We start from the raw sequence: 17933 nt of genomic DNA, 5'->3' as shown, positions 1-17933 counted from the left end.
GTCAGAGCCTGAAGTCGAGGCGGCTGGTTTCCAGATCCAGGGCGCTTTGCACCATGAATTCGGCGGGATAGGGCTGCATGTGGATCAGCCCCCGGATTTCGAACAGCAGGACGTTGTAGTGATGGTCGCCGCCGGCCTCCACCAGCGGGACCACCTGCACGGACTCGGGAATCAGGCGCGGCTCGAAATCCCTGATCGCGCCGCGAATGATTTTTTCGATGTCGCTCCAGTTGCGTTCGGTCATGAACTTCCCGGCAAAGGGCGGCACGCCGTAATTGACGACCGAAGACGCCGCCGCCGGATGGCGGCCACGATCCAGCTCATCCTCCAGGCTGGTCGCATTCAGCAGCCACGAAAGGTCGCGCTGCACGATCTCGCGCATGCGCTTCTGGCTGACGGCATAGCGCTCGGGCGCTTCGCTTTGCTTGGCGGGCTCTTCGTCGACCAGGCGATCGAGCAGCGTCGGCAGCAGATGCGCCTGCGGGCGGCGCGGAGAATCGTCATCGGGTCGGCGCATCGTCGCTCATCCCTGTCTTCCGGCCCGGTCCGAAGGCGCCGATGCCGGCCTGTTCGTCCGGCTGGGCGATCGCCGTGCCGCGGTCGAACGCCTGGGCGCTGTCGATGCCCATGACGTGGTGATCGTGCCGGGTGAGCGGCGGCAGCGCGAGCCGGGCTGGCGGCAGTGCGCCCGATGGCGCGAACAGCCACAGGACGTCTTCGCGCTCCGCCGACGGCGCGTCCGCCGCATCGCTCCCCAGGCGGGCGATGGCCATGTCGATGTCCATGACGCCGACCGTGAACTCCTCCAGCGTCAATGCCGCGTCGTCCCGCACGACATCGCCCGTGTGGGCAAGCTGAACGCGCTGCTGCGGCACCAGGGGCGCGCTGCCCGCCTCGGGGTCGTAAAGCGCCCGGAAGTACGCGCGATTCAGATGCGCCAGCACGCCGCTGCCCGGATCATTCACGCCGTCGTCAGGCGGGGCATGCCTTTCCGGCCCTGTCGGCGAATCCGGGTCGAAAGGGGCCGGAACGATGTCGAACGGATCGGCGCCCGGCAGCAGCATCCCGTCCGATGCCCATGACGGCTCCGAAGAACCCGTCTCTGCGCAGGTAAGGTCGGCCGCGTCGGCCTGCTCGACGACATAGCGCCGCAGGCCCGCTTCCAGGATGTCGCCGCAGGCCACAGGCACCGAGGCGCCCGGATGCAGCGTCTGTTCGTTCAGGTAGAAGCACAGGCCGTCGCATCGGTGATGCAGGCGCCACGCCCCCTCATCCCATTCGATGACGGAGACGGCCGTCTCCCCGCCGAACCCCGGCAGCGCCAGGCGCGCGCCGGGCCGCGCCGGGGCGCAGCCGACCACCTGGTCGACGCCCAGCCCGGCCTGACGGACCACGCGCAAACGGATCGGGAAGCTCATGGACGCTCCCCCCGCCAGCCGACCTGCGGCGCCGCCAGTCCGACGTATTCGCCGTTTGCCGCGTGCTGCCAGAAATAAGCACGGCGCTGGCCGAAACCCATGGGCCGTATGGCCGCCAGCGGCCAGTCTGCCCAGGGCAGGTGACGAACCCCGGCGAGATCGTCAGCGGGATTGCGCTTGGCCCGGAACAGGCCCGCCGGCTTCGCCTCGGCGATCAGGCGTGTCAGCTCGCCGTCGGGCAAGGGCTTCGGCGCCAGCCCCAGGCGGGCGGCCGGGCCGGGAGAGGCCGTGTGCCACAGCGCATCCAGCAGGTCGAGAAACGGCACCGGGTTGAACGCCTCGGGCGTCGAATACGGCAAGGTGTGGCAGACCAGATAACTCGACAGCCAGAACAGCCATTCCTGCGTCTGCCGGTGATCGACCAGCCAGCGCGGCTGCACGCTCTGCCAGACGACGAGCGGATGCAGCCGCCCCACCCGGTCGCAGGAGCGGGCCATCACGCCGATGACCGGCAGTCCGGCCGGCAGGCGGGGTGCCTGCGGCAGTGCGTCGGGCGGCAGGATGAAGCACCACGGCAAGGGATGTTCCCGACCCGGCACCGCCACCGGCTCGGTCGACAGCCAGCGGTCGGACGCGGCTGCCCTGGCGGGCGGGGCCTCGTCCAGATCGATCGCAGACTCGGACAGGCGGTCGAGCGGATAGACCTCGAACCACCGCTGCCAGGCCGCGATGTCGGCCGGGCTGGCATGCCGGCTGACGTAGTCGCCCAAGGCCGGCAGCTTTCCCCACACCGACGGCGCAGGCAGCGGGGCCGCAAGGTAGCGGCGGAAGAACCGGCGGATCATATCGACCGCCCAGGGCACTTGAAGCCGCGCAGCAGATCGGCGGTCAGCGGATTGCCATGGCTGGCGCCCAGCACGTCGAGCCGGACCCGGCGCCCGTCCAGGTCGTAATCGACATTGATCCGGCCGGCATTGGCGGTGGCCTGCACCGCCCCCATTTCCAGCAGGCGGAACAAGGCCCACGGCCCCTGCGCCGTCAGCGACGACGTGTCGTACCGGATGCGCGGATCGGCGGTGATCCCGGCCTGCGCACCGCCTTTCGGGCCGGGCCAGAATACGTTCCACGGTGCCACCGGGCCATGCGCGTAGCGCTGCACCTGCCCATCGATGTCCAGGGTCAGCGCCGTGATCATCGGGTCCATTTCGGCAATGCGGATATCGGCTTTCCAGGCCATGCGCTTTCCGCCCGGCTCGCGGAAGAAGGCATCCCGGATGACCTGCGCCCGGGCAAAGGCATCCAGCGGCGGGCCGGCCACCGGCGGCATGCCGGGCGCATCCTGCTTGTAGCGCCAGGGCGTGGTGGTCGTGTCGACGTAAGCCTTCAGGTTTTTCTCGAAGAACGCGTCCATCAAGCCGCCCGCGGAAAAGAGCCGCGAGAAGTCATCCGCATCCACATCCTGCTCGCTCGCCGCGAACGGAAACTTGCCTTCGATCGCCTTGCGGCAGTATTCGCCCAGCGAAACCTCCGCCTGGGAAATCAGGATTTCTCCGACCCCGGCATTGATCTTCCGATTGCCCTCGGTCACCAGGTCGTACAGCACGCCCCTGAACGGCGCGGGCAGCTTCGCCGCCTCCTGGCGCAGCCGGGCGCCCGCGTCGCTGGCCAGCGGAATCCCGTTGGCCAGCAGCGTGTTGTCGGCGACGACCAGTTGCGTGTAGTAATCGTTGATCAGCGAATTGACGGCTTCGAGGCCACCCTTCTGCCCCGCCGAAGGTTCGTCGGCGCCGGCATCGGCTTCGCCGGTGACGATCTCCCGCAGGGCGGCGAATCGGCTGTCCACCAATTTGCGCTCCAGCCGGACCTCGCTGCGAATGCCGAGACTGCCTGCCGCCGCGCCGGCTTTCCTGTCGAGTTCCTCCTGCGCCCTTTCGAGCAGGGACTTCTCCGCCGCGATCCGGCGCGACAAGGTGGTTTCCCGGACGGCCGCCTTCACCAGTCGCGTCAGCGGCGAATCCGGTGCCGCCAGGGTGCGCAGGACCTGCAGATCGAAAGCCCGGGTTTCGCCACGGATGGTCTGGATATCGCCAAGGAACGCTTCCCACTGGCTGGCGTACTCGACCAGATACAGGCGGCGGATTTCGTCGGCCAGCGGGCTGTCGCCGGCGAACGCCGACGCGGCTTCGGCGGCGCTCGTCTGGAAGGTGGCGACCCGCCGGCCCATGACCCAGGTGTCGTCCTCATGGACGAATTGCAGCAATTCCGGCAGGCGCTTGTTGAACAGTTCGTGATACCCGGCATAGGTGAACATCCCCCCGATGCCGCGGTCCAGGGACGCCCCGCTCTTGAGCGAGAAGATCGTCCCCGCCTGCGGGCCGACCGCCAGCAGCAAGGTGAAATCCTCCGGCGCATCCGCCGCCATGCGGTTCTTCAGGCGTTCGTACACACGGGTCGTCGAGGGCTTGCTTTCCAGATAGGCCCGCGCCTCGCGGATCAGCGCCTCGTTGCGTGCCAGCGGCGACTGCACCACCCGGCTGCCGTTCAACAGCGCCTGGATATGGCGCAGAACCTCGGGGTTTCCATCGAAGGTCTCGCCGCCGCGGCCCGCCTCCCAATCCCGGCGCGTCCATGCCGCCACATCGCGGGCGACGTACCGGTCCTTGTCGTTGAGCAGCAAGTACGCCCGCAACGTCTCGTAGGCCCGGGCTTCATCTCCCCGGCGGATGGTCTCGGCCAGCGCAGTTTCCATCCGCCGCACCACAAAAGGGAGCAGCAGGCGATCCTCCAGCGCGGCATAGGCGGCGCTGCTCGCTTCGAGGATCGCCGTCGGCGTATAGAGGCCGAAGCGCCACGAGGTGGCCGGGGACACCAGATCCAGCCCCGGGGACGCGGGCACGTTCTGGACGTCGGACAGGATGCGCGGCACGCGGGCGTTGTCCGGACGTGCGACGTACTGTTCCATGCGGGTGCTCAGGGTCTGGGCGTTGTCCGCGGCCTGCGCCAGGTAGCCCGCGTTGTTGCGGCTGCTCACCCAGATGCCGGACAGCAGCCACGCGCACAGCAATATCGCCAGGGCGTGCCCCGCCAGGCGCAGCAGGCGGAAGCGGGTTTCCCAGCGCAGGTTCGGCCGCACCAGATGCGCTTCGCGAAAGATCAGCCTGTGGAACAGGTCGTGGAGGAAATAGCTGCGATTGCCGACCGCCGCCGCCAGCCCGGCGAGCGCGTTCTGCTCTTCGGGGCGCTTGCCGGCAAAGGCCCGGGACAAGCGTTGCCACAAGGTTGCCGGGTTGGCGATCAGGCTGGCCGGCGCCTGCGCGGCGCTGGTGAAATACACGCCGCGCAAGGTCGACGATGCCTGTGTGCCGTCGTAGCGGGAGTCCCGGAAAATGGCCTCGAGGATTTCCGACAGAGGCTCGATCAGCGCCTCGAACTCCTGGGGCAACAGCGACAATTGCCTGCGCCGCTCGGGATCGAATTCGTCCCGCAGGCGGGTGGTCAGCCCGGCATCCAGGCGCAGGGCCAGGGCCTCCAGGGCTTCCGCGCACCATGCCTTGAGACCGCTTTCTCCCGGGCCGGTGGCCTCTTTCCCGTAGGGCAGCGCAAACCCCCAGGGCTGGCCACGTCCCTCGGCGGTCAGCGTGGAAAAGTACGCTTCGAACCCCGCCATCAGGTCCATCTTGGTGAAGACCACATACACCGGAAAGCGGATGCCCAGGGATTCGCGCAGGTCCATCACGCGGCCGCGCATATCGGCCGCCAGCTTGGCGCGTTCGGCGGCCGTCTTCCCAAGGAACTCGGCGATATTGATGGCGACGATCGCCCCGTTGACCGGCGCGCGCGGCCGATGCTTGCGCAGCAGCCCGAGGAATCCCGCCCACTCGGCGCGGCTCTTCGCCGCGTCGCCGCAGCTTTCGTGGTGCGCATAGTGGCCGGCCGTATCGATCAGCACCGCCTCGTTGGTCAGCCACCACACGCAATGCTGGGTGCCGGCCGGCTCCCGCCCCTGGCTGGCCCGGTCCATCTGCTCGGGCAGCGGCAGCTTCAGGCCGGCATTGAGCAGGGCGCTCGTCTTGCCCGCGCCGGGGTTGCCGATGATCATGTACCACGGCAGCTCATGGAGGTAGCGCCGGCCTTCCAGAAGCCGGGCGAGCCCGCGGGCGCTGGTCCGCATCTGCTTCAGGCGAGCCAGGGCCTGATCGACGATGCCGCCGAGCGCCTTGATTTCCGTTTCCGCCAGCGTCTTGTCGGCGTGGTTCGGAGCGATGCCGAACATCTTCCTGAACCAGTCGGGGTGCCGCTGAATCGTCCTGCCGAGATTGATCAAACCCCACACCAGATACGGCACGACCAGCACGCAGATCGCCAGGATGCGGGCCAATTCGCTCGCCAGCGGCGCGGTGCCATCGACCTTGAACAGCGGACCGCCATGCCAGACCAGAATGCTCAGGGCCACCAGCCCGAGCGCCGTCACCGGCAGCCGTTTCAGGACCAGCACCGCCAGGCAGAGCAGCAGGACGATCACCGTCACCCGCATGCCCACCGAGGCCAACGGGCGCAGGGTGTCGAAAGCCAGCAAGGGGCCCACGAACCAGATGGACAAGCCCACCACCAGCAACCCGAATACGGCCAGGAAATAGGTGGAAGTGAAGAAGCCGATTATTTTTTTCACGTCGATGCTCGCTCGTTCCTGATCGTCACTGGGCCACCACCACTTCCACCCGGCGGTTGCGGGCGCGGCCCGCGGGCGTCGCGTTGTCCGCCAGCGGTTCGGTATCGCCCTTGCCCAGCGTTTCCAGCCGCGCCTTGTCGACGCCCTTGCCCGCCAGATGGGCGGCAACGGCGGTGGCCCGCTTTTCCGACAGCACTTGGTTGGAAGGGAATTCCGGCGTCTTGATCGGCTGGCCGTCCGAATGGCCGGTGACGACCACCCTGCCCGGCACCTTGGCGATCTCCGCCGCCAGACGGTCGAGGGTGGCGACGATCCTGGGCGATACCCCCGCCTGCGCCGGCAGGAACATGTCGTCGCCGCGGAACACCACGCTGCTGCGGGACGCCTCGTCCTTGACCGTGACCCTGCCCGCCGCGATCTCGTCCCGGAGCAGTTCGGCAAGCCGCAGGCGCGCTGCGGGCGGCGCGGCCGACGGTGCCGCCATCTTGGCGATGGCCTCGATCTGGGCCACCACCCGGTTGGTCTCCTGCACCAGCCAGTACTTGTGCCAGGCAAAGAACACGAGCACGACCAATCCGAGCACGCTGGCCGTCACCCACACCGGGATGCTGTACAAGGGCTTGAACAGCCTGTCCGCCTTGGCCCACAAGTGTGGCGACAACGCCGGATCGACCGGCCCTTGGGCCGCATGAAGGATGGTGTAGAGATGGTGGCGCACCGCTTCCAGTTTGCGGGCGCCGTCGGATTCGGTGGCGTACTGCCCCTCGAAGCCCATGCCGAGGATGCGGTACATCACCTCCAGCAGATCGATGTGTTCCTGCGGCTGCGCGGCCAATCGGCCGGCCAGCAGAAAAAACTTGCACCCGCCTTCCACATCCTGGTGAAAACGCTGGGCAAGACTGTATTCCGCCCATACGCCCGAAGCGCCCCACTCCGTGCTGCTGGCCGCTTCGTCCAGGGCCGTGCACAGGCAATAGCGCGCGGTGATCACATGCTCGCGGCGCAGATTGGCCTTGTCGCACAGGTTCTGGAACGTCATGACCTCCTGTTCCAGCAGTTTCCGGAAGACGGCCAGCGCTTCATGGCCAGCGGGCAACTTGTCCGGCATTTCCGCCAGCATGCGCAGGAGTGGAATGGATGCCTGCAGCAGAGGATTCCGGGCCGACAAGATGTATCCCAGCCTCTCTTCGACATCCGGCTCCGGATCGACGACCGGCTCCGCAGGGGATCGGCCGCGGTCGTCTGCGGGTATCTCGCTACGCTTGGGAGCGGCTCGATCGCCTTCCCCGCCTTCCCGATCAGTCGAAGGGGCTGCCTCCTGGATCGTTCGCGATCCGGGTGGGTTTTCCTCTTTCTCAATAGATGGCACTTCGCCTTCAGCCATGTTCCAACCTCGTTGATTATTGTTTGCCGTCCTGCGTGTTCCCTGCACCCTTACCCCACGCTGTCCGGGCGGCTGCCGATCAAGGCGCAGCCGCATTCCGTCTCGTGGCCCGACAGGGCGACGGGAATGCCATCCAGCGTCCAGTCCGGATCGCCTTCGATGATCTTGTTTACGCCGTGCGGCCTGCCGCCGGGGTAGCGCTGCGGACAATCGACCAGGTCCCCCTGGCGGGCGATGGCTCTGCCGTCCAGACTGTCCGTGGGCGATCCGCTGATGACCTTGCCGCCATGGGTCGTCATGTCGCCGACGACGATGACTGTTCTGCTCATGATGTCCTCCAGTAAAAACTGCGTTGGGTGCGTTTGGATGTGCGCCGCCGCCGCATTCGGCCAATTTCCGGCCTCTTGGATTCATTCGTTTCGGCTAACGTGTCCGGGCGAATTCGGCCGCTTCGAGATCCCACTGCCGAAGATTCTTCCGCTCGGCCTCGAAGCGTTTCATTCCAGCCCTGTTGTGTTCGGCATAATTGTCTGAAGCAATTCGATCCCCTCGATTGCCGAAATAGGTTCGCCGGAACTTCGCCATGCCGATACCGTTGATCAGGAACTCATCCACCGCGAACCCGGCCATTGAATCGTGCACGTACCCCGCCAGAAATTCGCTGACGGCATCGGGAATCTTCTGGTCGTTCGGCAGAATGGATTCGACGAGATTGAGCACATCGCGATCGGGTGCCGCAGCGTCCCTCAATTCGGGATATGCCGGATCGCGTGCCGATTTCGTTCTCAGGGAATAACGCCATTGGCTCAGCTTGGTAACGATGAAGCTGCTTTTGCGCTCGATTTCCTCCGTATTGCCGGAACTGGACAAAATCGACTTGCGCCAGTCGTATGTGCGAACGGATAGATCGATGAGAGCGGGAACTGACTTGAGCCCGACCAGCGTCTCGAAGCGCCCCGGCAGGTAGGGGTGGTCCAGCGGCTTCAAATGCAGGCGGTCGTCCGTTGGCTTGTTGATGCGCTCCTGCAACTGGTCGCTGACCCCGGCCAGGATCAGCAGGAGCGATTTCTGGGTGTTCTTGAGTTCGGACTTCTCGGGTTCCGCCGATCTTTCCACGAAAGCCTGCTGCGCATAGCGGGACAGCCCCAGGCGCACGCGCCAGGTCAGGTAATGTTGAAGGTGGGGGCGAACCAGATTCTCCAGCCTGCCCCCCGTCAGCCCGACGCCCGCCATGTAGCGCTCGAATGCGCGGAAGACGGCACCGTTCTCGCCGCCGGGGACGATGAGACCTTCTCGAGCCGGTGCGGGCATCTGGTCGAGGGGCAGCAGCGGCACCCCCGCCTCCAGCGCCTCGCAGTACATGGCATAGCCCGGGATGCGGGCGAAGTCGTCCGACTTGCCTTGCGCCGTCCGGCGATAGCCGCCGCCCACGTCGGAATGGGCGCCGGGGTAGACGTACTCCACGCAATTGGCGGGGTAGCGTTCATCCACCCGCACGGAATCGAGCGGAAAGCAGGCCCGCTGCTCGTGGGCCGCCACCAGATGGACGCAGCGCCGGACCGCCGGATGCACCTGGAGGTTGTCGTCCGCCCAGGACTGGCGGCCTTCGAGAACGTCCCACATAGCCGCCAGACCCACCGAGGCGACGGTGTCGAACAGCCCCATGAACTGGGTTTCCAGGGGAATGCCGGCCAGGGCCCAGCCGCCGCCTTGCGGATCGCACAATTCGTACAGCCAGTTGACGAACGCCCTCGCCTCGGCCGCGCCGCGGGAGAAACCGAAAACGGACAGGTTGATCCGGACCAGGCGGGGCTTGTTGCCATTTTCCACCGCCCGCTTGATTTCGCCGCGGAGCCTGGGAAGGTGCTTGTCGCGGAATTCGCTGCGGCGCTCCTCCGCGTGATGCACCATGGTGTCCGCCAAGTCGCATGCCAGACGCCCGGCCGGGCAGAGGCTTTCACCATTACCGGCGTCGATCAGGTCCTTTCGATAGTAGTAGTGATGGAGCGCATTGATGACCTGGATCAGCCCCCACAGGATGCGGGCTTCCCCGTTCCACGCGAACATCGAACCCGCCTTCCCCTCGAACCCCGCCCCGGTATCGCCGATCGATGGAAAGGGCGTGCCGACACCGGGGATGTAGTACTTGTACAAACCACTGGTCGGCTGACCCTGAATGGGGTCCGGCTCCGGCCAAGCGTTGAACAGCCTGGCCACGTTGCTGTGCTTCCACTGCTCCTTGGGTAAGGGCTTCGCGTTGTCGCCGTAGTCCAGTTTCTTGTTGTTCCCCGTGCCGTCGAAGAACACGCCGATGTGGATCTGCCCCGTACAACCCAAACCAGTGTCGGCGTCGCAGACCCGGGCCTCATGGCGTTTCAGGATGTTGCGCAGCGATGAACCGCCAGCCAACAATTCGCGCAGGGCAGTCGGGTCGGCATTTCGGGCCGGAGCGGCGACGTAATCGATCATGGGATTACCTCCTTATTCCGAAGCGGGCGGGACAGGACGGCCCGTGGCGGCCGGGGCGAGGTCGGGGTCGGGTGAGCCTGGATAACCAGGTTCAATTCGATGCACTACAACCCGAACCTGATAGTTAGGGTAGAAATGAATGAAGAATCGGCCGATGGCCCCTGTTTCGGGGTCCGGCTTGTATTCGGGGATCTCGACATCGGCCATCTGGGCGGGCGGGGTCGGCCGGGGGTCGTCGCCTATCCGGGAGTATTCCCAATAGATACGGGCCTTGAGGCCGGGCCGCCACTTGGCGGGAAGGACGATGCAGCAAGTGGTTCCTCCGCCACCGGAGAATTTCCCGCCGGGACGAACCGGATATCCCCAAGGTGCCATTTCCCCATTCACGAAAACGTTGTAGTAGCCGATGTCGGAATGGTTGTATGTCAGGATGGAAAGCGCCACGGTCTTCTCGGCGCTCTTCCCGACGCATCCTGTAAGCCCGAGCACGGCAACGGAGGCGAGAAGGAACGCAAATACTTGGCTCCGCAGCGATGAACCGCCAGCCAACAACTTGCGCAGCGCAGCCGGGTTGGCAGTGTGGGCCGGGGCGGCGATGTAATCGATCATGGGATTGCCTCCTTATTCCGAAGCGGGCGGGACAGGACGGCCCGTGGCGGCCGGGGCGAGGTCGGGATCGGGTGAGCCTGGTGTGTCCGGATAGCCGGGATCTACGACGCTGACCATCGCCCGAACCTGATAGTTGGGGTAGAAATGAATAAAGAATCGGCCGATGGCCCCTGTTTCGGGGTCCGGCTTGTATTCGGGGATCTCGACATCGGCCATCTGGGCGGGCGGGGTCGGCCGGAGATCGTCGTCCATCCGGTAGTACTCCCAATAGATACGGGCCTTGAGGCCGGGTCGCCACTTGGCGGGAAGGACGATGCAGCAAGTGGTTCCTCCGCCACCGGAGAATTTCCCGCCGGGACGAACCGGATATCCCCAAGGTGCCATTTCCCCATTCACGAAAACGTTGTAGTAGCCGATGTCGGCATGGTTGTATGTCAGGATGGAAAGTGCCACGGTCTTCTCGGCGCTCTTCCCGACGCATCCTGTGAGCCCGGGCACGGCAAGGGAGGCGAGAAGGAACGTAAATATTTGGCTGCGCAACGGCGAACCGCCGCCCAACAATTTGCGCAGCGCAGCCGGGTTGGCAGTTTGGGCCGAGGCAGCGATGTAATCGATCATGGGATTACCTCCTTATTCCGAAGCAGGAGGGACGGGACGGCCCGTGGCGGCAGGGGCGAGATCAGGATCGGGTGAGCCCGGTGTATCCGGATAGCCGGGATCTACGACGCTGACCATCGCCCGAACCTGATGGTTGGGGTAGAAATGAATGAAGAATCGGCCGATGGTCCCTGTTTCGGGGTCCGGCTTGTATTCGGGGATCTCGACATCGGCCATCTGGGCGGGCGGGGTCCAGCGGAGGTCGTCTTCCATCCGGTAGTACTCCCAATAGATACGGGCTTTGAGGCCGGGCCGCCACTTGGCGGGAAGGACGATGCAGCAGGTGGTCTTTCCACCACCAGAGAATTTCCCGCCGGGACCAATTGGGTATCCCCAAGGGGCCATTTCCCCATTCACGAAAACGTTGTCGTAGCCGATGTCGGAATGGTTGTATGTCAGGATGGAAAGCGCCACGGTCTTCTCGGCGCTCTTCCCGACGCATCCTGTGAGCCCGGGCACGGCAAGGGAGGCGAGAAGGAACGCAAATATTTGGCTTCGCAGCGGCGAACCGCCGGCCAACAATTCGCGCAGGGCAGTCGGGTCGGCATTTCGGGCAGGAACGGCGATGTAATCGGTCATTGCGGGATTGTTCAAGCGAGCGAGGAGATGGGGCGACCTGCGGCCAGCGGAACGAGGCATCCGCGTGCTCTCAGTGGCAAGTCACTCTTGGGACGCACGGAAATAGTGGCTTTCTCGCCATTCACTATCTCGAAATTGCGATCGAACCAGGCTCGAAATTGCGCGAGCGTGACATCCCTTGGCGGTTCGAATTGCTCCCACTCTCCGTTGAGGCAGTCAATCCTTACGATCGCTGCGTTCCCTTCCGTCGGCAGCCATCTGATGGTTCTCGACGATCTGGCATAGCTACCGCGATCCCAATAAAGTTGCCCGGATGCTTGGATGTCCACCAAGTCGGGGCCTGCCGACTGCACATCCAGATCGGGAGCATCGCTGGACAGGTCAAACAGCAACCCTGCCGACCGAATGTAGAGCCATCGCCCGTCGGCGCTCCTGTCCGGAAAAAAATCCGGATGGACGGTACCTCGGAGATCGACAAGATTGATCCGGCCGTGACGCTCGAATATCCGGTACAAGCTGGCAATGACGCTGTCAGCCATGCTGACCGTGGCAAGGAAATCGTCCTTGCCGATCGGGATTATTTGCCGTATTGAATGGAAAATCCTGACAGCCGAGGCTGGGTCAGCCTTGTTATCAGGCGACAACTCCCCCTGAACGTCGTAGGCCGTCACCTCGACCGGCAATGAAGCCGGGCTCCGGCGATAGTCGATACGGATCTCCTGGACGTGCAAGGTGCTGCCCGGGTTGATCTTGCGGCGGATCGGCGTACCGCAGCGCTGCCGCTTATCCTGCAGGTCCACGTCGTGCGACTCAAGGCAGAATTGGGCGACGTTGATAGGTTGCAGGCTGCTCGGCCCCACTTCGCTATATCGGCGCATCCCCTGCGGGTTTTCGTGTTCGCAGTCGGGCGGGGACAGAAGAACGACGTCCCTTTCTTCCTCTCGATAGGACGGTTCCGCATTCTTATCTAGAACGGTCGATGCCGTAAGGCGGAGTTCTCGATAACCCTCAACGATGTCCAGGCCGACTCTTGAAGGGACGGCAATCAGATGATCGGGGCGCAGTTTGAGTTCGGATGCGGGGCCGCTGCTCAACGCCAGATTCCGCCGGCGCCATTCCGACGTTTTGGGGAATGGCACCATGTTCTTGCTCTCCGGCAAAGCCTTTTGATCGTCCTTGACGGCCCATCGCTCCTCGAACTTCGGAATGGCGAAACAACGGGTGCCCAACGCGAGTTCGGTCGAATCCTGGCCGTTGTTGGCCAGACTCACCGCCCGAAGCCGATAATCGGCTTCCTTCTCCGTCGGCCGCACCACCAGATATGCAACGCCGTTTTCCACGTCGACGACATCGCCCTCGCCCACCGGGTAGATGGCAAAGGGTTCCGGGCGCAGCAGCGTGGATCGTTCGCCGTCTGTCTTCAACCACAACCAACCAGGGAGAGCGGTGTTCAGGACCATGGTCTGGTGCCCGGGCCCATTCGTAATGACCCTCTCGACCTCGGGGCGACCGCTGCTGGCATCGAGGCGGACGAAATTGACCTTTCCATTCCCATGGCTTTCGATCAGCACGGACTCCTCGCCCAAACGGTAGACTTCGCTGATGGTTTGCGGCTCTTTCTCGTCTCCGGCATCACTTACTGTCAGCAGTTCGGAATATTGCGTCGAGGTCAGCCTTTCCCCCCGGATATCGATGTCAAAGACAAACCATTCGCCGCTATAGGGCGTGGCATCGGGATTCCGCCGCTTTACAACCTTGAGCATCTGGCTGCTGTGGATCACGCGAGGCACGGGCGGTTTGGGCCGCTGCGCGATATCGGGAAAAAAGACCGCCTGCCCCCGATCCAGCAGTTGCAAGAACAAGCCCGGTTTCGTAAACGGAAGAGCCATTACAAAAGAAATTGGCACAGCCCAAATCAAATACCAGTATCTGCGCAATTTTATTATTTTCATCGATCAATAAATATTAAATTGATTATTGAAGGGGCGAGCTATGAAATTGCCTGAGACATGACGCTTACGATTCACAGGCTGACCTTTCCCTTTAACTCAAGTCGAGCAGATCCAGCGAGTGAAGAATGGCTCCGGCCAGCTTGCCGGGCACCCAGTCCCTGAGTTCTAGCAGGCGTGTCAAGGACCGATTCTCATGAATCGAACCACGGTACTGCACCGCCAGAAGAACCAAGGTTTGCCGGTCGGCATGGGATTCGATCCGCTGTTCGTCAGCGAGTCGGCAAGCTGCTTCCGCCCAATCGTGAAAGACGTGGGACGGAGTTTCACGGTCAAGAATTTCTGGCTGCACTTGCCATAGCGCATTCAAATGTCCGTCCGACTCGGCTGTCCGCACGAAACTCATTATCTGTTCGGGGGACAGACGGATCTGGGTAGGCAGTTGGCCTTCCGGCACCATGGGCAGTTCAATCATCCGGCCTTGACGATCCGGATGGAGCCAGACCGTCAGTGGTCCTGCAAACGCGGACCATTGCTCACCCAGAAGGGCTGGCAGGTTTCCGAGAAGCCGTGTATCGGCAAATCGCAAGAGCATGTGCTCTTGATCCCCCACGTCCACCAGCAAATACGAGCGCCAATGCTCCGGTATGGCACTGATACGGCCAGCCCTGCCGACCAGGCTCCACATCGGGCGGCCATTGCAATGCTTGATGAGGGCACGAAAGCGGTTCCAGCCCGCTTCACTCGCCGGATCGATGGCGATCAGGCAGGGGGCCAGATCTTGCAGTTCATTGAGCGTTTCGTCACCGGCATAGCAATTGATGGCGGATTCACCGAGTAACTGCGGAGTGCCGTGATCGAAGGCGGTATCGATCAGGAGCGCCCACTGGAGGTTGGGCTGAGACGCCATCCGCGTTTGTAACTCGGAGACAACGGCTTCGAGATCGCTTGGCGCTTGCGCAAAAAAGGCGTTCATAGTTTGACTAGTCCCAATCCAGACTGGACAGCCCGTAGCAGGCATTCCTTGCAGATGCCTTGGGGAAAGAGGGGCAGCCCGACCGGGAGGTTGTTGGGACCGGTCATGCTGAAACGGGACCGATGGACCTTTACATAGCCATTCGTGCCAGCTTCGATGCCCTCGGGAAGAAAGCGGAGGTAGCTTCCTCCGCCATTGATTTCGAGTTGTTTGGTGGCGGAAAGCGTGATCTTTTCGGAAGTCGCGTTGATCGAAAGCTGCGCCAGCAGGTTGATGCTCTTCTTGAGCGCATGCAGGTCGATGTCGTCGTGGGCGGCGACGAGGCGAATGCCGAGCTTGTGGGCAAAGAGCTTGATGCCCGCCTTGACGCTGGCGAAGAGACCCTTGCCGCTGGCGATGCCGGCATTGCCGCCGGTGGTGAGCGCCAGATCCTTGTCGCTGGCCAGGTGGGTGCTGCCGGCCGTGGTCGCTTCGATGCCGGCCGGGCTGGAGAGCACCAGGTGCGGTGCGGCGAACTCCGGGAAATGGCCGGATTCGGTGTTGGGCGCTCCCTCGCCCTGCAGAGCCTGATTCTGGCGTTTCAGCCTTTCAGAGACCGCATCCTGCTCGCCGCTGGTTTGCGCCTCATGCTGGCGGGCCAGGTCGGCGAGTGCCGCATGGGCTTCCTGCGCCGCTTCCAGCCGCGCCAGCGTTTCGCCCATGGACTTCACATGGCTGGCGGCGTGGCTGCGGGTTTCGGTGGTGAGCAGCATGCCCGCCCCGGCGCGCACGACGCCGTGCGCATCGGTGCGCAGTTCGAACCCTTCCCCGCGCCGGTCGGCCCGCCCGCTGGTGTCGGGAATGCGGGTGATGCTGCCGAGGTTCAGTTGGCTCAGCGCATGGTCGGAAGACAGTTGCGCCTGTATCTGGCCTTCGCTGTCGTCGAGCACGAGGTGGTTGTTGCGCTGGCCGTACAGCTCCTTGCTACGGAAACCGGACAGGGCCTGATTGCCCGACAGCGCCCAGGGCGGCAGGTTGATGCCGTTGTATACGCGGCCGGTGATGATCGGCCGATCCGGATCGCCGTTCTCGAAATCGACGATGACTTCCTGCCCGATACGCGGGAGGTGAATGCCCGCGTAGTTCTGGCCTGCCCAGGGATAGGAGACGCGAATCCAGCACGAGCTGTTTTCGTCCTTCGTGCAATAGCGGTTCCAGTGGAAGCCGACCTTGACCCGGCCGTACTTGTCGGTCCAGATTTCCTTGCCTTTCGGGCCGGTGACGATGGCCGTCTGAGGCCCGGTGGTGCGGGGCTTGGGGTGTCGTTGCGGCGCACGGAAGATGTGGTTGGCCGGCTGGACGTGGAAACCGGTGTCAACGGTGTACATGCCCTCGCCACTGGCGTGGCCATTGTCGGTAATGCTCAGTGTGGCGCCGAGCACGAGGTATTCGATGTTGGCGACGTCCTGGGGGTAACCCACCAGGGCAAAGGTGCAACCGGTCACGACGCCGCGCAGGTTGCCTCGGGCATGGGCCCGGAAGCCGGGCGCGCCGGCTTCCTCCATGCGGACCCGCGCCAGCATCCGCCCTTCCTCCCGCTCCAGATAATCGCCTGGCCAACGGTAGATCTCTTGCTGGTTGTGCCCGGTGTTGCGCGGCATGCTGACTGTTTGCCCAAGATCGGCGCGGGGTTTCTTGAAATCGAAGTCGCTGGTAGCCCATTGCCCCGGTTGCAGCGATTCATCATGCAGAAAATGGTTGATATGCTCGGCGTCGGTCTTGTGGCCCGGCGGGTAGTAGCGGAGGGTGTGATAGGCCTCGCTGGTAAAAGGCTTGTGCGCACCGACGTCGTCGACCACGACCAGGCGATGTCTTTCGTGGCTGTGTTCGAAGAAGTAATAGAGCCCCCACTCCTCCATCAAGCGACTGATGAACGCGAAGTCGGTTTCGCCGTACTGGACCTGATACGTCCGCGGGGGGTATGTCTGGCGGGTCCGAAAGTCGACCGGATAGGTGTAGTCGGCAAGGACCTCGCCGATGATTTCCAGGGCGGTCTTTTCCTGGAATATCTTGTAGTCCGTGGTTCGAGTCGCCAGCGTCAGCCAGGGTTCAAGCGTGACTTCGTAGATCCCGCGGCGGTTCTCGGCTTGGAGAAAGCGGGCTTGCGTCACCAGGCCGCTGATTTCCCGCGTACCTTGGCCGATATTGCTCATGCCGGCATTGCCGACCATGCCCGGAATGAACTCCCCCATGCCGTCGAGTTCGATCGTGACGGTCATTTCCGTGCCGACGAGGCGCTTGATCGGTATGTTGGCGGCAACGTGTTCGGTAATCGAGCGGCTATCCGGCGTCCGCAAGGTCGCGGTGTATTGGAACAAACTGGAAAGTGATTCATGCCCGCTCAGGCTTTGAAATTCGAGCGCCGGCATGCCATAGAGCGTGGGCATGGCGGGGCCGCGGATGGTGACGGTTCGACTCATGGCCTGGTCTCCGGGCGCGGATCATTTGGGACGCTTGAGGGATAGATGCGTTGCCAGTCTTTCCCTGCCGGCTTGTCGCGAAGCCGACCCCGCCAATGGAATGGGTCCCGTCCATCCCATAGCCCTTTTTTCTCGATGGCTTCGAGCAGGGAAATATCCAGAGTCCTGGGGTTGACGGCATACCTGGCGTAATAGCCGGCGTCGCCCAGGCCTCTCTCCTTGCGATAAACGACAATCAGCGCTCGTCGGGTACTGACTTGCCGGCTCCATATTTCCGCGCTGTCGGTACCATCGGGTTGAGGGAATCGGATGAGCGCGACTTCGAAGGGGATGCTGCGCTCGATGTAGCGGTAGAAAATGCTGCTCTGGTTGTAAGCACCGTCATTGCAGGGCACCTCCAACAAATAGTGGCCTGCACCAAAGGCGTGAAAATGGGGCTGACGGGATTGATTCGATTGCCGCATCAACGTAACGAGATCCAGGAGAGTGCGTGGATTTCCACCAATGTCGTTCCATAGCTCACACAGCGCCGGTCGAGCAGAGACGTCAACACGATTCAATGCCTCGGCACACCTCATTTGCGGAGGGATCGAATCGCCTGCCGAGACGGCCACGAATTCGCAGCCATCGATCCTGTTTATTGCCCTCCCCCTGGCATCTGCATTGCAGGACAACGATGCAGCAACGAAAAGAAGCGCGAGAAGATGGGGGTGTGATCGAAAAAACATGGCGGGGCCGCGGGCAGCGGCGGCTTGACTCATGGT

14 protein-coding genes are annotated in these 17933 nt (G+C 63.5%); all 14 read right to left on the bottom strand.

The features are described from left to right. Position 1: 1 nt before the first annotated feature. Positions 2–517 carry a type VI secretion system baseplate subunit TssE gene (gene tssE / locus CCZ27_RS08245; protein ID WP_096447221.1) on the bottom strand — a complete coding sequence of 172 codons (516 nt, stop codon included), beginning with the start codon at positions 515–517 and terminating at the stop codon, positions 2–4. Beyond that, positions 501–1418: a TagK domain-containing protein gene (locus CCZ27_RS08240; RefSeq protein ID WP_096447219.1), complete on the bottom strand. Its 918-nt coding sequence runs from the start codon at positions 1416–1418 to the stop codon at positions 501–503. The genes tssE and CCZ27_RS08240 overlap by 17 nt, the downstream gene beginning before the upstream one ends. Beyond that, a complete protein-coding gene (locus CCZ27_RS08235; protein ID WP_096447217.1) occupies positions 1415–2263 on the bottom strand; it encodes a TagF domain-containing protein in 849 nt (282 codons plus the stop codon). Before CCZ27_RS08235 ends, CCZ27_RS08240 begins: the two co-directional genes overlap by 4 nt. After that, positions 2260–6087, bottom strand: a complete 3828-nt coding sequence (tssM, locus tag CCZ27_RS08230; protein ID WP_198363295.1) for a type VI secretion system membrane subunit TssM — start codon at positions 6085–6087, stop codon at positions 2260–2262. The genes CCZ27_RS08235 and tssM overlap by 4 nt, the downstream gene beginning before the upstream one ends. A 25-nt stretch (positions 6088–6112) precedes the next feature. Continuing rightward, a complete protein-coding gene (gene tssL / locus CCZ27_RS08225) occupies positions 6113–7567 on the bottom strand; it encodes a type VI secretion system protein TssL, long form (RefSeq protein WP_096447215.1) in 1455 nt (484 codons plus the stop codon). After that, positions 7522–7800: a PAAR domain-containing protein gene (locus CCZ27_RS08220; RefSeq protein ID WP_096447213.1), complete on the bottom strand. Its 279-nt coding sequence runs from the start codon at positions 7798–7800 to the stop codon at positions 7522–7524. Before CCZ27_RS08220 ends, tssL begins: the two co-directional genes overlap by 46 nt. 94 nt (positions 7801–7894) lie before the next feature. Further along, on the bottom strand, positions 7895–9940 hold the full coding sequence (locus CCZ27_RS08215; RefSeq protein ID WP_096447211.1) for a T6SS phospholipase effector Tle1-like catalytic domain-containing protein: 2046 nt from the start codon (positions 9938–9940) through the stop codon (positions 7895–7897). Between the two features lie 12 nt (positions 9941–9952). Then, the gene (locus CCZ27_RS08210) at positions 9953–10549 is read right to left on the bottom strand and encodes a DUF3304 domain-containing protein (RefSeq protein ID WP_096447209.1); all 597 of its coding nucleotides are present in this window, start codon (positions 10547–10549) and stop codon (positions 9953–9955) included. Between the two features lie 12 nt (positions 10550–10561). Then, positions 10562–11167, bottom strand: a complete 606-nt coding sequence (locus CCZ27_RS08205; protein WP_096447207.1) for a DUF3304 domain-containing protein — start codon at positions 11165–11167, stop codon at positions 10562–10564. Between the two features lie 12 nt (positions 11168–11179). Further along, positions 11180–11785: a DUF3304 domain-containing protein gene (locus CCZ27_RS08200; RefSeq protein WP_157748500.1), complete on the bottom strand. Its 606-nt coding sequence runs from the start codon at positions 11783–11785 to the stop codon at positions 11180–11182. An 11-nt stretch (positions 11786–11796) separates the two neighbouring features. Continuing rightward, the gene (locus CCZ27_RS08195) at positions 11797–13647 is read right to left on the bottom strand and encodes a hypothetical protein (protein WP_157748499.1); all 1851 of its coding nucleotides are present in this window, start codon (positions 13645–13647) and stop codon (positions 11797–11799) included. A 181-nt stretch (positions 13648–13828) separates the two neighbouring features. Next, positions 13829–14710 (bottom strand): DUF4123 domain-containing protein, encoded by an 882-nt coding sequence (locus CCZ27_RS08190; RefSeq protein WP_157748498.1) that lies wholly within the window; start codon positions 14708–14710, stop codon positions 13829–13831. After that, complete coding sequence (locus CCZ27_RS08185) at positions 14707–17169, bottom strand: type VI secretion system Vgr family protein (RefSeq protein ID WP_096447199.1); 2463 nt, start codon at positions 17167–17169, stop codon at positions 14707–14709. Before CCZ27_RS08185 ends, CCZ27_RS08190 begins: the two co-directional genes overlap by 4 nt. Then, entirely contained in the window at positions 17166–17930 is a 765-nt protein-coding gene (locus CCZ27_RS23440) for a DUF1176 domain-containing protein (RefSeq protein WP_157748497.1), read from the bottom strand. Before CCZ27_RS23440 ends, CCZ27_RS08185 begins: the two co-directional genes overlap by 4 nt. Between the last annotated feature and the right edge of the window lie 3 nt (positions 17931–17933).

The sequence above is a fragment of the Thauera sp. K11 genome (assembly GCF_002354895.1).
Taxonomy (GTDB): domain Bacteria; phylum Pseudomonadota; class Gammaproteobacteria; order Burkholderiales; family Rhodocyclaceae; genus Thauera; species Thauera sinica.
Note: the sequence above shows the minus strand (reverse complement) of the source record. Positions and strands in the feature narration are given on the sequence as shown.

Excerpts from the sequence above, each read along its gene's own strand:
- tssE (WP_096447221.1), bottom strand. The coding sequence starts at position 517 with ATGCGCCGACCCGATGACGATTCTCCGCGCCGCCCGCAGGCGCATCTG.
- CCZ27_RS08240 (WP_096447219.1), bottom strand. The coding sequence starts at position 1,418 with ATGAGCTTCCCGATCCGTTTGCGCGTGGTCCGTCAGGCCGGGCTGGGC.
- CCZ27_RS08235 (WP_096447217.1), bottom strand. The coding sequence starts at position 2,263 with ATGATCCGCCGGTTCTTCCGCCGCTACCTTGCGGCCCCGCTGCCTGCG.
- tssL (WP_096447215.1), bottom strand. The coding sequence starts at position 7,567 with ATGCGGCTGCGCCTTGATCGGCAGCCGCCCGGACAGCGTGGGGTAAGG.
- CCZ27_RS08220 (WP_096447213.1), bottom strand. The coding sequence starts at position 7,800 with ATGAGCAGAACAGTCATCGTCGTCGGCGACATGACGACCCATGGCGGC.
- CCZ27_RS08215 (WP_096447211.1), bottom strand. The coding sequence starts at position 9,940 with ATGATCGATTACGTCGCCGCTCCGGCCCGAAATGCCGACCCGACTGCC.
- CCZ27_RS08210 (WP_096447209.1), bottom strand. The coding sequence starts at position 10,549 with ATGATCGATTACATCGCCGCCCCGGCCCACACTGCCAACCCGGCTGCG.
- CCZ27_RS08205 (WP_096447207.1), bottom strand. The coding sequence starts at position 11,167 with ATGATCGATTACATCGCTGCCTCGGCCCAAACTGCCAACCCGGCTGCG.
- CCZ27_RS08200 (WP_157748500.1), bottom strand. The coding sequence starts at position 11,785 with ATGACCGATTACATCGCCGTTCCTGCCCGAAATGCCGACCCGACTGCC.
- CCZ27_RS08190 (WP_157748498.1), bottom strand. The coding sequence starts at position 14,710 with ATGAACGCCTTTTTTGCGCAAGCGCCAAGCGATCTCGAAGCCGTTGTC.
- CCZ27_RS08185 (WP_096447199.1), bottom strand. The coding sequence starts at position 17,169 with ATGAGTCGAACCGTCACCATCCGCGGCCCCGCCATGCCCACGCTCTAT.
- CCZ27_RS23440 (WP_157748497.1), bottom strand. The coding sequence starts at position 17,930 with ATGAGTCAAGCCGCCGCTGCCCGCGGCCCCGCCATGTTTTTTCGATCA.